Origin of the sequence: Hyphobacterium marinum, from assembly GCF_036330325.1 — a bacterium.
GTDB classification, from domain to species: domain Bacteria; phylum Pseudomonadota; class Alphaproteobacteria; order Caulobacterales; family Maricaulaceae; genus Hyphobacterium; species Hyphobacterium marinum.
The window spans coordinates 341,452-356,821 of sequence record NZ_JAZDRO010000001.1; the positions used below are offsets into that span (position 1 = coordinate 341,452).

Annotated in this window: 17 protein-coding genes; 8 read left to right on the forward strand and 9 right to left on the reverse strand. The window is 64.0% G+C overall.

Annotated features, from left to right (window positions below; all coding sequences use genetic code 11):
• Window positions 1-4 precede the first annotated feature (4 nt).
• A complete protein-coding gene (gene mnmG / locus V0U35_RS01635) occupies window positions 5-1,870 on the reverse strand; it encodes a tRNA uridine-5-carboxymethylaminomethyl(34) synthesis enzyme MnmG (protein WP_330194902.1) in 1,866 nt (621 codons plus the stop codon).
• Window positions 1,871-2,026: 156 nt separating this feature from the next.
• On the opposite strand from mnmG, the gene V0U35_RS01640 reads away from it, so the two are divergent.
• Entirely contained in the window at window positions 2,027-2,614 is a 588-nt protein-coding gene (locus V0U35_RS01640; RefSeq protein ID WP_330194903.1) for a hypothetical protein, read from the forward strand.
• 4 nt (window positions 2,615-2,618) lie between these two features.
• Here the strand turns inward: V0U35_RS01640 and mnmE are convergent, their stop codons facing one another.
• Window positions 2,619-3,926: a tRNA uridine-5-carboxymethylaminomethyl(34) synthesis GTPase MnmE gene (gene mnmE / locus V0U35_RS01645; protein ID WP_330194904.1), complete on the reverse strand. Its 1,308-nt coding sequence runs from the start codon at window positions 3,924-3,926 to the stop codon at window positions 2,619-2,621.
• Between the two features lie 24 nt (window positions 3,927-3,950).
• Window positions 3,951-4,187 (reverse strand): DUF6489 family protein, encoded by a 237-nt coding sequence (locus V0U35_RS01650; RefSeq protein WP_330194905.1) that lies wholly within the window; start codon window positions 4,185-4,187, stop codon window positions 3,951-3,953.
• An 84-nt stretch (window positions 4,188-4,271) separates the two neighbouring features.
• Here V0U35_RS01650 and V0U35_RS01655 point away from each other — a divergent pair, with 84 nt between their 5' ends.
• Both V0U35_RS01655 and V0U35_RS01660 read left to right on the forward strand, forming a co-directional pair.
• The gene (locus V0U35_RS01655; protein WP_330194906.1) at window positions 4,272-4,973 is read left to right on the forward strand and encodes a dienelactone hydrolase family protein; all 702 of its coding nucleotides are present in this window, start codon (window positions 4,272-4,274) and stop codon (window positions 4,971-4,973) included.
• A 9-nt stretch (window positions 4,974-4,982) separates the two neighbouring features.
• Window positions 4,983-5,855 (forward strand): glycerophosphodiester phosphodiesterase family protein, encoded by an 873-nt coding sequence (locus tag V0U35_RS01660; protein WP_330194907.1) that lies wholly within the window; start codon window positions 4,983-4,985, stop codon window positions 5,853-5,855.
• Here V0U35_RS01660 and V0U35_RS01665 read toward each other — a convergent pair.
• From V0U35_RS01665 to hemE, 5 genes are all read right to left on the reverse strand, one after another.
• Window positions 5,852-6,484 (reverse strand): glutathione S-transferase family protein, encoded by a 633-nt coding sequence (locus V0U35_RS01665; protein WP_330194908.1) that lies wholly within the window; start codon window positions 6,482-6,484, stop codon window positions 5,852-5,854. The two genes, V0U35_RS01660 and V0U35_RS01665, sit on opposite strands and share 4 nt — an antisense overlap.
• 99 nt (window positions 6,485-6,583) lie before the next feature.
• The gene (gene rho / locus V0U35_RS01670; RefSeq protein ID WP_373696340.1) at window positions 6,584-7,903 is read right to left on the reverse strand and encodes a transcription termination factor Rho; all 1,320 of its coding nucleotides are present in this window, start codon (window positions 7,901-7,903) and stop codon (window positions 6,584-6,586) included.
• 270 nt (window positions 7,904-8,173) lie between these two features.
• The gene (hemJ, locus tag V0U35_RS01675) at window positions 8,174-8,629 is read right to left on the reverse strand and encodes a protoporphyrinogen oxidase HemJ (RefSeq protein ID WP_330194909.1); all 456 of its coding nucleotides are present in this window, start codon (window positions 8,627-8,629) and stop codon (window positions 8,174-8,176) included.
• Entirely contained in the window at window positions 8,629-9,666 is a 1,038-nt protein-coding gene (gene hemH, locus V0U35_RS01680; protein WP_330194910.1) for a ferrochelatase, read from the reverse strand. Before hemH ends, hemJ begins: the two co-directional genes overlap by 1 nt.
• Window positions 9,663-10,700, reverse strand: a complete 1,038-nt coding sequence (gene hemE, locus V0U35_RS01685; protein ID WP_330194911.1) for a uroporphyrinogen decarboxylase — start codon at window positions 10,698-10,700, stop codon at window positions 9,663-9,665. Before hemE ends, hemH begins: the two co-directional genes overlap by 4 nt.
• 461 nt (window positions 10,701-11,161) lie before the next feature.
• Here hemE and V0U35_RS01690 point away from each other — a divergent pair, with 461 nt between their 5' ends.
• The 5 genes from V0U35_RS01690 to dnaQ are packed head-to-tail and all read left to right on the forward strand — an operon-like array spanning window position 11,162 to window position 14,731.
• Window positions 11,162-12,001: a pyruvate, water dikinase regulatory protein gene (locus tag V0U35_RS01690; RefSeq protein WP_330194912.1), complete on the forward strand. Its 840-nt coding sequence runs from the start codon at window positions 11,162-11,164 to the stop codon at window positions 11,999-12,001.
• On the forward strand, window positions 11,998-12,594 hold the full coding sequence (locus V0U35_RS01695; RefSeq protein ID WP_330194913.1) for a Maf family protein: 597 nt from the start codon (window positions 11,998-12,000) through the stop codon (window positions 12,592-12,594). The genes V0U35_RS01690 and V0U35_RS01695 overlap by 4 nt, the downstream gene beginning before the upstream one ends.
• Entirely contained in the window at window positions 12,591-13,424 is an 834-nt protein-coding gene (locus V0U35_RS01700) for a shikimate dehydrogenase family protein (RefSeq protein WP_330194914.1), read from the forward strand. The genes V0U35_RS01695 and V0U35_RS01700 overlap by 4 nt, the downstream gene beginning before the upstream one ends.
• A complete protein-coding gene (gene coaE, locus V0U35_RS01705) occupies window positions 13,421-14,029 on the forward strand; it encodes a dephospho-CoA kinase (RefSeq protein ID WP_330194915.1) in 609 nt (202 codons plus the stop codon). Before V0U35_RS01700 ends, coaE begins: the two co-directional genes overlap by 4 nt.
• A 6-nt stretch (window positions 14,030-14,035) precedes the next feature.
• Complete coding sequence (gene dnaQ, locus V0U35_RS01710; protein ID WP_330194916.1) at window positions 14,036-14,731, forward strand: DNA polymerase III subunit epsilon; 696 nt, start codon at window positions 14,036-14,038, stop codon at window positions 14,729-14,731.
• A 3-nt stretch (window positions 14,732-14,734) separates the two neighbouring features.
• Here the strand turns inward: dnaQ and secB are convergent, their stop codons facing one another.
• On the reverse strand, window positions 14,735-15,250 hold the full coding sequence (gene secB / locus V0U35_RS01715; protein ID WP_330194917.1) for a protein-export chaperone SecB: 516 nt from the start codon (window positions 15,248-15,250) through the stop codon (window positions 14,735-14,737).
• Window positions 15,251-15,370: the final 120 nt, after the last annotated feature.

Sequence of the window (15,370 nt, forward strand, 5' to 3'; positions counted from 1 at the left end):
CGCATCAGCCTGTACGGCGCTGAACGGATTTCAGGTGGGCCAGAACAGCTGTCAGCGCGCCCGGCGTCACACCCTCAATCCGCGCGGCCTGTCCCAGCGTATCGGGGCGAGCGCGCTCGAGCTTCTCACGGGCCTCGTTCGACAACCCGCCAACCGCCGCATAGTCCAGACCAGCCGGGATTCGTACTTGTTCGTCACGTTGAAAAGCCAGGATGTCAGCATCCTGACGGTCGAGATAGCCGGCATAGAGGGCTTCGATCTCGACCTGCTCGGAGAGTGCGGCCGGGATTCCTGACAATTCCGGCCAGACTCGAGCAATATCGGCCCAACCAATTGTTGGATATGCCAGAAGCTCCATCGCCGTCCGGCGCTTGCCGTCCGAGTTGACCTTCAGACCCGCCTTCTGGGCTTCAGGCGGAGTCAGGGAGAGTCGGGAGACCGTCTCCTTAAGTTCAGCGAGATCGCGTTGCTTCGATACGAACGCGTCTCGCCGAGTTCTTCCGACGACACCGAGATCGATACCCGCGCCTGTCAGCCGCTGGTCGGCATTATCGGCGCGCAGGGTGAGCCGGTATTCGGCGCGGCTGGTGAACATGCGATAGGGCTCGCTGACGCCGCGCGTCACGAGATCGTCGATCATGACGCCGATATAGGCCTGGGACCGGTCGAAGACGACAGGGTCGGCGCGGCCTCCGGCCTGGGCCGCCGCATTGAGCCCCGCGACGAGACCCTGCGCACCGGCTTCTTCGTACCCCGTCGTGCCGTTGATCTGCCCGGCGAGGAACAGGCCCGGCGCCGCGCGGACTTCCAGCCCGCGACTCAGCTCACGTGGATCGACATAATCATATTCGATCGCATAGCCGTGGCGGACCACTTCAGCACGCTCCAGCCCCGGAATCGTTTTCAGGAAGGCGTCCTGAATATCCGCGGGCAGCGAGGTCGAGATGCCATTGGGGTAGACGGTCGGATCGTCGAGTCCTTCCGGTTCGAGGAATATCTGGTGGCTGGTCCGGTCGGCAAAGCGGTGGATCTTGTCCTCGATGGACGGGCAATAGCGCGGCCCGCGTCCGGAGATCGCACCGCCATAGACGGCAGAACGGCGAATATTCTCCGCGATGATCCGGTGCGTGGCTTGCGTCGTGCGGGTGATGCCGCAGGCGATTTGCTTCACCGTGATCCGGTCGGTGAGGAAGGAAAAGGGCACCGGCGTGTCGTCAGCCGCCTGCATGTCCAGGCCGGCCCAATCAATGGTCCGCCCGTCGAGCCGGGCGGGCGTTCCGGTTTTCAGCCGGCCAATCCTAAGACCGAGCGCATAAAGCTGGTCGGACAGACCATTAGCTGGTGCCTCGCCATGCCGCCCGGCGGGAATGCGTTCCTCACCGCGATGGATCATGCCTTTCAGGAACGTTCCCGTCGTCAGGACCACGGCTGCAGCGCGGAATTCGCGCCCATCGGCCGCGACCGCACCACAGACCCGGCCGGACGCATCCGTGATCAGGTCTTCCACCGCCGCTTCGACGATGGTCAGGCCATCCATACGCGCCAGCTCGGCCTGCATCGCTTCGCGGTAGAGCTTGCGGTCGCTCTGGGTGCGTGGACCGCGCACGGCAGGGCCCTTGGAGCGGTTGAGCAGGCGGAACTGAATGCCCGACGCATCCGCAACACGACCCATCAGCCCGTCGAGCGCATCGATCTCGCGCACGAGATGGCCCTTGCCAAGACCGCCAATGGCCGGGTTGCAGGACATCTCGCCAATGGTGGCGCGCTTGTGGGTCAGGAGGAGGGTCGACGCGCCAAAGCGCGCCGCAGCCGCAGCCGCTTCGCACCCGGCGTGTCCGCCGCCTATCACAATGACGTCCCAGCGATCCATCGCCCGGGTCCTCGCTTGCTTGCCCGCCTGACGGGACGGGCGGCTTCCATAATGCCGCAACACGATCCTGTCGAGCGCCTGGCCTCATGTTTCACGTGAAACGCGGGGCGTCCGGGCCTAGGATAGACCGATCAGGAATTTGATCTGGAGCCCTCAATGACCCCGATCCTCGCCTTCATCACCCTTGTCCTGGTTCAGGCCGAGCTGGCCCCCAGGCTCGAAGTCACCACGGCCAACGGTACGGCTGACGAGATCGAAACCGCACAGCAGCTCCACCGCCTGATGGAAACGCACGCGCCCTGGGATCTCGTCTGGACGCGCACTGTCGAGATTGATCGCGCCGCCATTCCGCACAGCCATCCGGTGCTGACGCTTCATACGCGCTATCTCGAGAATGACACGGGCCTGCTTGCGACCTTCCTGCACGAGCAACTCCACTGGTATGTCAACACATTCCCGGATGCGCGTAACGCGGCGATGGCCGACTTTGCCGCGATGTATCCCGACATTCCGGTCGGCTATCCGCACGGGGCAAGGGACGAACAGAGCAATGCGCTCCACCTCCTGGTCTGCCTGCTTGAACTCCGTGGGCTCTCGCACTTCGTTGGAGAGGAGGCGGCGCGGGCCGAGCTGGAAAGCAATACGCACTATCTCGACATCTACCGGGCCGTGCTTGACGACACGGCGGACTTGCAGGCTGTTCTCGACCGGCATGGTATTGGCCTGCCTGAAGTGAGCGAGTAGCGCCTTATTTGCCAATACAGAACTGGGAGAACACCCGGTCGAGTACGTCCTCGACATCAATCCGGCCGGTCAGGCTTTCCATTGCGCGAATGGCCAGACGCACATCCTCACCGGCGAGTTCGGGCGCATCGATCAGCCGCGCCCGCCCGCGCCTGAGCGCCGACAGGGCTGCTTCAACCGCCTCGCGGTGACGAGCACGGGAGAGGGCGGGAGCTTCGCGCCGTGACAGCCGGGCCGCGACACGGGCCGACAGCTCGGCTTCCAGAGCGTCGAACCCCGCTCCAGTTGTCGCTGAGACAGCGATCGCTCCAAGAGAATCGGAAGCCCCAAGGTCGCTCTTGTTGACGATCAGGATATCGCCATCGCGCAGGGCGTCCGGTGGGCGGGCACCCTTATCTGTCCCGTCGATCACGCCCAGTCTGAGATCCGCATCGCGCGCCCGCTCCAGCGCGCGGCGCACGCCCTCAGCCTCAACCCGGTCAGAGGCTTCGCGCAGACCCGCCGTATCGGCGAGAATGACCGGGAATCCGGCCAGCACCAGGCGCACCTCGACAATATCCCGTGTCGTGCCGGGAATATCGGTAACGATGGCGGCCTCGCGACGCGCCAAGCGATTGAGAATACTTGACTTTCCGGCGTTTGGAGCCCCGATGATGGCAATGGTGAAGCCGCGCCGGACGATCTCGCCGCGCCGGTCGTCATCAAGGTGGGTTTCCAGCGCCGCGATCAGCGCTCCGACGCCCGGACCCGCCGTGGCCGCCAGCGCGCCGGGTACATCGTCCTCGTCGGGAAAATCGATCTCTCCCTCGATCGCGGAGAGGATGGCGATCAGATCTTCGCGCCAGCCCTCGTAAAGCGTTTTCAGCGCCCCGCCCATCTGGGCAAGCGCCTGTTCGCGCTGACCCTCGGTCTCGGCCTCGATGAGATCGGCGAGCCCCTCGGCTTCGGTGAGGTCCAGCTTGCCATTCTCGAACGCCCGGCGTGTGAACTCCCCGGCCTCGGCCGGACGCGCGCCCTCGGCCCGCAAAGCCTCGAACACACCCTCAATGACCGCCTCGCCACCGTGGACATGACATTCGGCGCTGTCCTCCCCGGTAAAGCTGGCCGGGCCGGGAAACCAGAGGACGAGCGCCCGGTCGAGCGTTGCGTTCTGCCGGTCACGCAGACGGCGCAGCGCCGCCTCGCGCGGTCGCGGGCGAGGTTTGCCGGCCAGGGCATCGAGAATCGCTCCGGAACCGGCACCGCTGAGACGGATCACCGCCACGCCGGACCGGCCCGGCGGCGTTGACAGGGCGAATATCGTGTCCGTCATCGCAAAGCGCCGGTGTGCGGCCGGTCAGCCCTTGGTGTCACCGGACGCCTGACGCATCAGCGACATGAACTGGTCCTGCATCTGTCCGCCGAAACTCATCCAGTTGCGCATCAGGGCTTCAGGTTCCAGCGCGCCGATATTCTCCTGCATCCGCTTGGTCATCTCTTCGACCAGTGCGTCGTTCAGCGGCGTCACATTGGGCAAGCCGAAAAAGGTCCGGGCCTCCTCCGGCGTACAATCGATATCGACCTTGACCTTCATCCGTGCCTCGCTTGATGCTTGAAGGGTTGAGCATAGAGGCGGGCAGACCCCGCCGCCAAGCCGCAACAGCAAGGAGACCTCCCCATGCCCAGCGAGATGATCACAATCAAGAGCCCCGATGGCGACTTCCCGGCCTATCGCGCCGCTCCCGAAGGTGGCGGGCCCGGCCCGGCTCTCGTCGTCATCCAGGAAATCTTCGGCATCAACCTGGTGATGCGCGATATCTGCGACGATCTGGCCGGGCAGGGTTATGTCGCCATCTGTCCCGACCTGTTCTGGCGGCTCGAACCCGGTGTCGAGCTGACCGACAAGACCAAGGCCGAATGGGACAAGGCGTTCGACCTGATGAGCCGCTTCGATCCTGATACCGGGGTCAAGGACATCGCCGAAACCATCGCGGTCGCCCGGCGTGACAAACAGTCGACCGGCAAGGCCGGAGCGATCGGCTACTGTCTGGGTGGTCTTCTGGCCTATCTCACGGCCTGCCGGACCGATGCCGAGGCCTGTGTCGGGTATTACGGGGTCAACATTCCCAAATTCCTCGACGAAGCGAAGAACATCTCCGGTCACCTGATGCTGCATGTTGCGGGCAAGGACCAGTTCGTCGACGCCAAGGCGCAAAAAGCCATGCATGACGGGCTTGATGATAATCCCCATGTCACACTGCACGACTATCCCGAACAGGATCACGCTTTCGCGCGCGTGGGCGGGGAGCATTTCGATGCCCGCGCAGCCGACCTCGCCAATACGCGGACGCGGGCTTTCCTTCAGACGCACCTGGGATAGGACATCGCCATGAAACCGGTCTCCGCCCTCGGTGCCCTGCTTTTGCTCTCCTGTGCGCCGGGCGCGGTACCGGACTCTGCCCCGGCTCCCCTACTGCCCGTCGAAGCCCTGCTCGACTGCGCGCGTGAAGCCGATGCCACGCTGCTCTCGGCCCATCGCGGCGGAGCCGGTCCCGGCATTCCCGACAATTCCCTTGCCGCACTCCGCCAGTCGGCAGCCCTCGGGGCCGCTTTCGCCGAGATCGATCTGCGCCGGACCGCGGATGGCGAAATTGTCCTCATGCATGACGACACGCTCGACCGCACGACGACAGGACGCGGCCGCCTGGACCGCTACGCCCTGGCCGAGCTGCGCGATCTGCGGCTGCGCGATCCGCGCGGACGGGAAACCGGCGAGACCGTGCCGACCCTCGCCGAGGCCTTCGCAGTCGCTAACGAAACGGGGCTTCTGCTTCAACTCGATCCGAAAACCGTGTCGCCGCTGGCGGCCGCGCGCGCCGCGTCGGATGCCGGTATGGGTGGTCAGGTTGTGGTCATCACCAATTCGGAGGCCGATGCGGCCGCTGTCCTCGCGGTCGACCCGGACATCGCCGTTTCCTATGCCATCCGGTCCGAGCGGCACCTGCTCAATACCGAACTAGACCTTTCACGCGTCGTCAGCTGGATGGGGCGGGGTGTGCCCGAAGCCCGGATCGAGGCGGCCCTGACCGGTATGGGCGTCGAGACCGCGGCCCATGATTTTAGCGCCGAAGCCGAGGGCCGCGCCGATTATGCCCTCTTCGACCGCCTGCATGTCGAGGTGCTGGCGGTTGACGATGTCGCGGCCGCAGTCCGCGCCGTCGGGGGCGCCGGTGACCACTGCCCGACCGGACCTGCTGACTAGGTCGCGCTGGCGCGCTTCCAGGCGTCGCGGGCCGTAATGCGCTTGAACCAGGCATCGACGCCCGTGGCAGACCGGTCGAACTGGCGCAGGATTTTCAGCAGATAGACCGAATATCCCACCGAAATGTCCGCGGCGGTAAAGCGCCCGCCAGCAAGATACTCCCGGCCCCCGGCCAGGCCCGTCGTCTCGATGAAGTTCAGCAGCTTGTCGCACTCCATCCTTCCCCATTTGGCCAGCGACGGGTTGCGCTGGTCCTCGGGCAGGAGGGCGGTGTGCGCGACGACAAGATTGAGCGGCATCAGCATGCCGGCCTCGCCGAACTGCAGGAATTCGAGGAAACGGCCATACTCGGCCTCGGCAGGCGTCAGGACCAGATCGGTCGGGCCATGCCGAGCGGCGAGATACTCCATGATGGCAATCGAGTCGCGGACCAGGTCCGCCCCGTCACGCAGGACCGGAACCTTGCGCAGCGGATGAATCTCGCCATAGGCGTCATCACCGATGGGGCGGCGATCGAACGCGACCGGCTCGAGCGTATAGGGCAGGCCCATCTCCTCGAGCATCCAGCGCGCCCGCAGGGAACGGCTGTTCGGTCCGTGATAGAGGACGAGATCGGGTGTAGCGGTCATGGGTACAGGGCTTTCTGAAGCTGAGAACGAAAAAGGCCGCCGGAAAGGATAGTCCCCGCCGGCGGCCTTTCGCGAGCCTCAATTTCGCATGGCGCGAAATCAGGTATTCATGGAATCGTAGAAGTCCGAATTGGTCTTTGTTTCCCGCAGCTTGCCGAGCAGGAAGTCGATCGCGTCCTGCGCACCCATCGGGTTGAGGATACGGCGGAGCACATAGGTCTTCTGCAGATTGACCTTGTCGACGAGGAGTTCCTCTTTCCGCGTACCGGACTTGAGGATGTCGATGGCCGGAAAGACGCGCTTGTCGGCGACCTTGCGGTCGAGCACGATTTCGGAGTTACCCGTGCCCTTGAATTCTTCGAAGATCACTTCGTCCATGCGGCTGCCGGTATCGATCAGTGCGGTGGCGATGATGGAGAGCGAGCCGCCATTCTCGATATTGCGTGCCGCACCGAAGAAGCGTTTCGGGCGCTGCAGGGCATTGGCGTCGACACCGCCGGTCAGCACCTTGCCGGAACTCGGGACGACGGTGTTGTAGGCACGGCCCAGGCGGGTGATGGAATCGAGCAGGATGACGACGTCGCGGCCATGCTCGACGAGGCGTTTGGCCTTTTCGATTACCATGTCGGCGACCTGGACGTGACGCGTGGCCGGTTCGTCGAAGGTCGAGGAGATGACCTCGCCCTTCACCGTGCGCTGCATGTCGGTAACTTCTTCCGGCCGCTCGTCGATCAGCAGGACGATCAGATAGCAGTCGGGGTGATTGGTCTCGATGGCGTGGGCAATGTTTTGCAGGATCATCGTCTTGCCGGTGCGCGGCGGCGCGACGATCAGGGCGCGCTGGCCCTTGCCGATCGGGGCGACGATGTCGATCACCCGGCCGGTGCGGTCCTTGATGGTCGGGTCCGGCAGTTCGAGATTGAAGCGCTCATCGGGGTAAAGCGGTGTCAGATTGTCGAAATGGACCTTGTGACGCGCCTGTTCGGGATCAGTGAAATTGATCGAATTGATCTTCAGAAGCGCGAAATAGTGTTCACCGTCTCGCGGCGAGCGGATCTCGCCCTCTACGGTATCGCCGGTACGCAGGCCGAATTTCTTCAGCTGCGACGGCGAAACATAGATGTCATCCGGGCCGGCGAGATAGTTGGCTTCCGGCGAGCGCAGGAAGCCAAAGCCGTCCTGGAGAATTTCCAGCGTGCCGCCGCCATGGATCTCCACGCCGCAATCGGCGAGCGCCTTGAGGATAGCGAACATCATCCCCTGCTTGCGCATGGTCGACGCGTTCTCGATCTCCAGCGACTCGGCGAGTTGCAGGAGTTCGGTCGGCTTCTTCTCCTTCAATTCCTGCAACGTCATCTTGGTGACGCCTTCCAGGGATTTCGGCAGAGTCGGGGTTTCGGATTGGGACTCGTCAGACATGGACACTCTTCAAACGGGCTTGGTTGAACCAGGGCAGGGCGGATGTGTTCGGACCGGGATGGCGAAACGGGACAGCGTGTTTCGGACGATCAAACAGCGGACGGGCGACAAACCGGGAGGATGGAAGACAGATTTGTCAAAACTGCGTCGGCCTGAACGGTCACACCGGGCGGCGCGAGAGCGAACAGGCGGTATCCGGCGGGCGGATCTGACCTTCGAGTGACACAGGTGCGCTTTTCCGTCAAGCGCGCTTTCCCGGTCCTGTACTCGTCAGAAGGGTTTGAGTACGGCCAGCAATACGATGGCGATCACCATCAGGGCCGGGATCTCGTTGACGATCCGCCAGAATTTCTCGGTCCGGGGGCGTTCGCCGGCGGCGAATTTCTTCGCGGCGGAGGCATAAAGCCCGTGCACAGCCGACAGCAGGATGACGAGAACCAGCTTCACGTGCAGCCAGCCCGCCGTCCACAGCGACATGTTCGCCGCGATCATCAGGAGGGCCAGCACCCAGACCGCGATCATCGCCGGATTGATGATGATCTTCAGGAGATTGCGCTCCTGTTTCAAAAGCGCGGCCTCGAGCTCGCCGCCGCGCGCCGCCCCGTGGTGATAGACGAAAAGACGCGGCAGATAGAGCATGCCCGCCATCCAGAAGATCACTGAGATGATGTGCAGCGCCTTGATCACCAGATAGACGGTGCTGCCTGGCAGCAGAAAATCGATCATCAGCGCGTCTCCATCCCGGCGCAGGGGCATTGCGACCGGTCCGCCGGGCACAGACGCTGTCCGTTTGGCGGTTTCATCCCGGCAGGCCCTTCAAGCGCCCCTGATACCAGACCGGAAAGCGCGGTGACATAGCCATCCGCCACACCCAGTGCCGGTACACGCGTATATCCGACGCCGGGCCGGGTGTCCTTGGCGAGCTCGCGATATTCGATGTCGAGCTCGACCAGTGTTTCGATGTGCTCGGACACGAACGCGATGGGGACAAGCAGGATGTGCCGGTCGACCTCGGCTGCCTCACGGATGCTGTCTTCGGTTGCCGGGCCGATCCATGTGAGCGGACCGACACGGGACTGGTAGCAAATCTGCCAATCGGTCAGTTGTGGTAATCGGTCGGCGATGGCCGCGGCCGTGCGTTCGACCTGGAACTGGTAGGGGTCGCCCGCGGCAATGACGCGCTCGGGCAGGCCATGGGCGGAAAAGAGCAGGCGGGTATTCTCGGGCCGGCCTGCTTTTTCCCAGCTTTGTGCGATGAGCGCGGCATGGGCCGAGATAAAGTCCTCGTTTTCCGGATAACAGCAGACGGTGCGTGCCGCTCCGCCGCCCGCATCTTTCCAGGCTTTCAGCGACGAGCCGGTCGTCGTCGTGGAAAACTGCGGATAGAGCGGAAGAAGCACGGTCTCGTCAGGGCCCCACGTCGCCACCTCCCGGACCGCCTCCTCGACAAAGGGGTGCCAGTAGCGCATGGCAATGAAGACCCGAAACTCGCTGTCGCCACTTTGATTGAGCCGTTTGGTCAGCGCGTCGGCCTGCGACCGCGTTTCGGTCAGAAGCGGCGAGCCCCCGCCCATCAGGGCATAATTGGCCTGGGCTTCCCTCTCACGGCGGGTTGAGATCAGCCAGGCCAGAAATTCACGGATCGGCCCGGGCGCACCAATGATGGCCGGGTCGCGGAAAAGATAGCGCAGGAAGGGTTTCACATCGGCCTGACCGTCTGGTCCGCCGAGATTGAACAGGACGACCGCAATCTTGCGGCTCACGCTCCGGCCTTTCCGCGCACGCATTCCAGAAGGCGCTCGACATGGGCAACCGGTACATCGGGTGAGATCCCGTGACCGAGATTGAAGATGTGTGGCCGGTTTTTCCAGGCCGCCAGGATACGGGCGATTTCGCTATCGAGCGCTTCTCCGCCTGCGAACAGGGCTGACGGGTCAAGCTGGCCCTGGACGGGCATGCCTTGGGGCAGTGCCGCATCGGCCCAGACCGGATCAAGACCGTGGTCAAGCGCAATCGCATCAATCCCGGTCTCGGCGGCATAGCGGGCATAGTGCGTCCCTGCGCCTTTCGGGAAACCGATGATCGGCACGGTCACGCCCGCAGCGCGTACCTGGTCAACGATCGCCTTTGTCGGAGCGATGACGACGCGTTCGAACAGCGGTTCGGGCAGGCCTTCAGCCCAGGAATCGAAGATTTTTAGCGCATCGGCCCCGGATCTCGCCTGCATGACCAGATAACGCGCGGTCGCGGTGGCCAGCAGGTCTAAAAGCCGGTCAAACCGCTCCGGTTCGCGCCAAGCCGCGGCGCGGGACTGCAGGCGGTCTTTCGAACCGCCACCCTCGATCATGTAAGTCGCCACCGTCCACGGCGCGCCGGCAAATCCGATGAGCGTGGTCTCGTGCGGCAAAGCGGCGCGAACGCGGGACAGCGTCTCGCCGACCGGACCGAGCCGGGTTTCGGCGTCGCCGATGGTCAGACTATCGACATCCGACATCGCCAGCGGATCGAGTTTCGGACCTTCGCCCTTTTCAAACCAGACCCGGCGGCCGAGTGTCATGGGGATGAGCAGGATGTCGGCAAAGACGATCGCGCCATCAAAGCCGAAGCGTCGGATCGGTTGCAGTGTGACTTCGGCAGCCTTCTCCGGATCCAGGCAAAAGGCAATGAAGTCGGGCGCGGTGGCCCGCACTTTCCGGTATTCGGGGAGATAACGCCCGGCCTGGCGCATCATCCAGGCCGGAGGCGGATCGCGTCGCTCGCCCTTCAGGACAGCGAGGAGGGGTTTGTCATGAACCATGTTGGCTCGCTCCTTAAGCGGACTTCTTCCCACAGGCAATGCGGCCCTTTTGTTCCCTTTCAATATCCCTTTTAGGGATTGGTAGGAGTCGTTGGTGGCGTGGACAGTGTGAACAGATACGGTTTTGCCCGCTAACCCGATCACGTCACATGCTGTGAAAAACCGTTATCCACAGACTGGTCTGTTCTTGGGGATAAAAGCCAGTTGACGCTCTGCGCCGGTACTTCAGCGGCCTGGCTGCTGGTGAAAAACCCGGTAACAGGATTGCCTCGATGTGGACGACGGTGATGACTGTACCGCTGTCCACAACCAGAAGGCCCTGTGGAGCCGGCCGGTGAAAAGGCTCGAATCTTTCCGCGAAAGGCTGGTAGACTCCGCCACAACCGGCCTGCCTGGGGGTAAGGACGGGTGTTGTTAACACTTCATAAACCTTTTCCACGTCCCGCCAGTCCGGATCCTCCATGCCCGATAACGTCCAGAAACCCGCCGCCCCGGTCCGCTTCCATGTTCACCTGGTCTCGGATTCAACCGGCGAAACGCTGATGGATGTCATGCGAGCCTCGGTCGCCCAGTTCGAGGGCGTGGAACCGGTCGAGCACCTTTATGCGCTGGTCCGCTCTCCGCGGCAGATGGAGATGGCGCTCAAGGAGATTGATGCGGCACCGGGCCTGGTGATGTACACGCTGGTCAATTCCGAGCTGCGCCGGGCGCTGGAAAACCGATGCGCGGATCTCGGCGTTCCGGCGATTGCCATTCTCGACCCGATCCTTGCCACCCTGTCGGGGTTTCTCAACCTGCCCATGTCGAGCCGGGCCGGCGCGCAGCACGATCTCGACGCGGAATATTATGCCCGGATCGAGGCCCTGAACTATGCCATCGTCCATGACGACGGCCAGGGCAGCAATCTGGAAGGGGCCGATGTCGTGCTCCTGGGCGTCAGCCGGACATCAAAGACGCCGACCTGCATCTATCTCGCCCACCGCGGCGTGAAAGCGGCGAACATACCGCTGGTCCGGGGGGCCAGCCTGCCGCCCAATCTCGCGAGCCTGAAGAAACCACTCATTGTCGGCCTGACCGCCCAGCCCGAACGCATCGTCCAGATCCGGCGCAACCGGTTGCTATCGCTCAACGAGGAACGCGATACCGATTATATCGACGACCAGCGCGTGCGCGATGAAATCGTCGAGGCGAAACGACTCTTCGCCAAGCATGGCTGGCCGGTGATCGACGTCTCCCGGCGCTCGATCGAGGAAACCTCGGCAAAAATCATCAACCTGTTGAACAAGCGGCGGCAGGCATGAGCGCACACCCGTTCATTCTCGCCTCGGGCAGCCAGATCCGGCAGAGCCTTCTGCGCAATGCGGGCGTGGATTTTACCGTTGCGGTCTCCCGGGTTGATGAGGCCGCGATCAAGGCGCGCCATGCCGGCACCGGACCGGACGAGCTCGCCCTGATCCTGGCCGAGGCCAAGGCAAAGGCGGTTTCAGCCAACCATCCCGGCGCGCTGGTACTCGGGGCCGACCAGATCCTCTCGCTTGACGGGGTGATGTATGACAAGGCCGAGAACCGCGCCGACGCCCGAAACAGGCTGGCAGACTTGCGCGGGAAGACACACGGGCTCCACGGCGGGCTCGCCGCACTGCGCGATGGACAGACGGTCTGGACCCATTCGGAAACCAGTCTCCTGACCGTCCGGGCGTTCTCCGATGCCTTCCTGGAATCCTATCTCGACCAGGCCGGAGACGAGCTGACCGCCAGTGTCGGCAGCTATGCCTATGAAGGGCTTGGCGCGCAGCTGTTCGAAGAGATCAAGGGCGATTATTTTGCCATTCTCGGCCTGCCGCTTCTGCCGGTCCTGGCCATGCTGCGCGAGGAAGGGGTGTTGGCCTCGTGACAATCACTGCGCGCACCGCTCTTGCCGGTGTCGCCGGCTGGCCTGTCCATCATTCCCTGTCACCGATGCTGATGAATGCCTGGCTGGCCGCCACAAGTGTCGACGCCGTCTATACCGCGTTCGAAGTGCATCCCAACCGGGCCCATGAGGCCTTCGCCGCCCTGCCGACACTGGGGATACGGGGGCTGAATGTCACCGCGCCGCTCAAGGAGGTCGCCCTGGCGGTGGCCCACTCGGCCAGTCCGCCGGCGCAGGCGATCGGCGCGGCCAACCTCCTCGTCGTGCGCGATGGCGTCCTTCATGCCGACAATACCGACGCGCTGGGGTTTCTTGCTGCCTGCCGCGAAGCCGGATTTGCCCTGAACCGGGGTCCGGTCCTGGTGCTCGGAGCCGGCGGTGCGGCCCGGGCGATCCTGCATGCGCTCGACCGGGCGAAAATTGCCGAAATCCGGCTGACCAACCGGACAGCGGAGCGAGCCAGCGCCCTCAAGGCCGAGCTGGCACCGGGCGCAATCCTCGCCGATTGGTCAGACCGGCAAGGTGCCGCGCGGGAAGCCGGTGTGATCATCAACACGGCGCGTGCGCATGACGGCGACGACCGGTTGATCGACTGGCGGTCTCTCGCGGGCCACCCGCACGTGATCGACATCAATTATGGCGAAGGCCTGGGGCAGTTTCTGTCCGGTGCGCGCGCGGCCGGTCTGCAAACGCTTGACGGGATCGCCATGCTGATCGGCCAGGCAAGACCGTCTTTCGAGGCCCTGTTCGGGCGCCGCGCGCCGTCCGATGTGGATGCCGAAGCCCTGCTGCGAAAGGCACTGGCGGCATGATTACGGTGGGACTGACCGGATCGATCGGCATGGGCAAGTCGACGACGGCGCGCCTGTTCGCCGAAGCGGGTGTGCCGGTTTTCGATGCCGATGCCGCGGTCCACGACCTCTACGCACCGGGTGGTGCGGCCGTCGAACCGGTCTCGGCGCGGTTTCCAGGTGTACTTAGAGGAGGCGGGATCGACCGGGCGTCACTGAGCGAGGCGCTCAAGTCCGATCCGGGAGGTTTTGCGGACCTCGAAGCCATTGTTCATCCGCTGGTCGGTGCCGCACGCGCAGCGTTTCTCGAGGCTGCCGAGGCCGCAGGTGCGGCGCTGTGCGTCCTCGACATTCCGCTCCTGTTCGAAACCGGTCAGCAGGACGCCTATGATGTCATTGTCGTGGTGTCGGCCCCCGCTGACATACAGGCGGACCGGGTGCTGGCCCGTCCGGGCATGACCCGGGAGAAATTCGAGGCAATTCTGGCCCGCCAGACACCGGATTCGGAGAAACGGGCCCGCGCCGATTTCATCATCGACAGCTCGGCCGGTATCGCGGATGCGCGCCGCCAGGTTGGCGATGTCATTGCGGCGTTGAAAGCCGGGGCAAACCGGCCCAAAACCTGACCCCAGATGCGCGAGATTGTCTTCGATACCGAAACCACGGGCCTCGACCCATCCGCCGGGGACCGGGTTACTGAAATCGGTTGTGTGGAAGTGGTCGATTGCATCCCGACGGGCCGGACATTCCACACCTATGTCAATCCGGAGCGCGACGTTCCCCAGGTCGTGACCGAGATCACCGGGCTGACGGCAGAGTTCCTCGCCGACAAGCCGCTCTTCGCCGAAATCGCCCAGAAATTTCTCGATTTCGTCGGCGATGCAGGCCTGGTGGCCCACAATGCGCCCTTTGATCGCGGCTTCATCAATATGGAGCTGGCCCGGCTCGAACACCCGGTCATTGCCGATGACCGCTTCCGCGATACCGTCGCGATCGCGCGCAAGAAATTCCCCGGCTCGCCGGCCTCGCTCGACGCGTTGTGCAAACGGTTCAACATTTCCCTGGATTCACGGGAAAAACACGGCGCGCTGACCGACGCGGTCCTGCTGGCCGATGTCTATCTGGAACTCAATGGCGGACGCGAGCGGGCGCTGGACCTGGCCGGGGATGCTGCATCGGCCGGGTCCGGGACGGTGTTCCCGCCGCGCCGGGCGCGGCCCGTCCCCCTGACCAGCCTGTCCACGGACGCCGAACGCGCCGCCCATGCCGACTTTGTCGCGACACTGGGCGGCGGGGATTCGGTCTGGAAACGGACCGGCGGGCTTTAAGCCCTAGTTGGGCTTCGGCGCGTCTTCGGCTCCGGCGGCCGGGGCCTGTGCTTGTCCTTGAGCGCGCTTCTCGACCTGCTGACGGTACAGGCCGGCGAAATCGACCGGTTGCAGCATCAGCGGCATGAAGCCGCCATCGCGGGTCGCATCGGCGAGCACGCGCTGGGCGAAGGGGAAGAGCAGGCGCGGACATTCGATCAGCAGCATCGGCTCGCGCGACCGGTCGTCGAAATTGCGCAGTTCGAAGAGGCCGGCATATTCCAGCTCGACGATGAACAGCGTGTCCTCGCCGCGCTTGGCGTTGGCGTTGATCTTGATCATCACCTCGTAGGCGTCACCGCCCGCCGAACGGCCCGCGACATCAATGCCGAGATCGATCTGCGGGGCCTCGCCGCCGCGCAAAGATTCCGGGGCACCGGGGTTTTCGAACGAGAGATCCTTCACATACTGGGTCAGGACGCGCATCTGGGGCGGGTTGGCGGGGTTGGCGGCACCGGAGCCGGCGGGTGTGTCAGCCATGGGTAATCCTCTCTGGGAATTGACGTCGGGCGATGGCGGGTCCGGTCCCGTCACATAAGAAGGACAAGCCGCCGGGAAAAGGAAGCCGGGGCGGTAACATGCGCCCGGCGCAAGGGCAAG

Bases quoted from the DNA above. Each gene is read 5' to 3' on its own strand.
- hemE (WP_330194911.1), bottom strand. From the start codon at position 10,700: ATGGTTCATGACAAACCCCTCCTCGCTGTCCTGAAGGGCGAGCGACGC.
- V0U35_RS01665 (WP_330194908.1), bottom strand. From the start codon at position 6,484: ATGACCGCTACACCCGATCTCGTCCTCTATCACGGACCGAACAGCCGT.
- V0U35_RS01640 (WP_330194903.1), top strand. From the start codon at position 2,027: ATGACCCCGATCCTCGCCTTCATCACCCTTGTCCTGGTTCAGGCCGAG.
- mnmE (WP_330194904.1), bottom strand. From the start codon at position 3,926: ATGACGGACACGATATTCGCCCTGTCAACGCCGCCGGGCCGGTCCGGC.
- V0U35_RS01690 (WP_330194912.1), top strand. From the start codon at position 11,162: ATGCCCGATAACGTCCAGAAACCCGCCGCCCCGGTCCGCTTCCATGTT.
- V0U35_RS01695 (WP_330194913.1), top strand. From the start codon at position 11,998: ATGAGCGCACACCCGTTCATTCTCGCCTCGGGCAGCCAGATCCGGCAG.
- dnaQ (WP_330194916.1), top strand. From the start codon at position 14,036: ATGCGCGAGATTGTCTTCGATACCGAAACCACGGGCCTCGACCCATCC.
- coaE (WP_330194915.1), top strand. From the start codon at position 13,421: ATGATTACGGTGGGACTGACCGGATCGATCGGCATGGGCAAGTCGACG.
- hemJ (WP_330194909.1), bottom strand. From the start codon at position 8,629: ATGATCGATTTTCTGCTGCCAGGCAGCACCGTCTATCTGGTGATCAAG.
- rho (WP_373696340.1), bottom strand. From the start codon at position 7,903: ATGTCTGACGAGTCCCAATCCGAAACCCCGACTCTGCCGAAATCCCTG.
- V0U35_RS01655 (WP_330194906.1), top strand. From the start codon at position 4,272: ATGCCCAGCGAGATGATCACAATCAAGAGCCCCGATGGCGACTTCCCG.
- V0U35_RS01660 (WP_330194907.1), top strand. From the start codon at position 4,983: ATGAAACCGGTCTCCGCCCTCGGTGCCCTGCTTTTGCTCTCCTGTGCG.
- secB (WP_330194917.1), bottom strand. From the start codon at position 15,250: ATGGCTGACACACCCGCCGGCTCCGGTGCCGCCAACCCCGCCAACCCG.
- V0U35_RS01650 (WP_330194905.1), bottom strand. From the start codon at position 4,187: ATGAAGGTCAAGGTCGATATCGATTGTACGCCGGAGGAGGCCCGGACC.
- mnmG (WP_330194902.1), bottom strand. From the start codon at position 1,870: ATGGATCGCTGGGACGTCATTGTGATAGGCGGCGGACACGCCGGGTGC.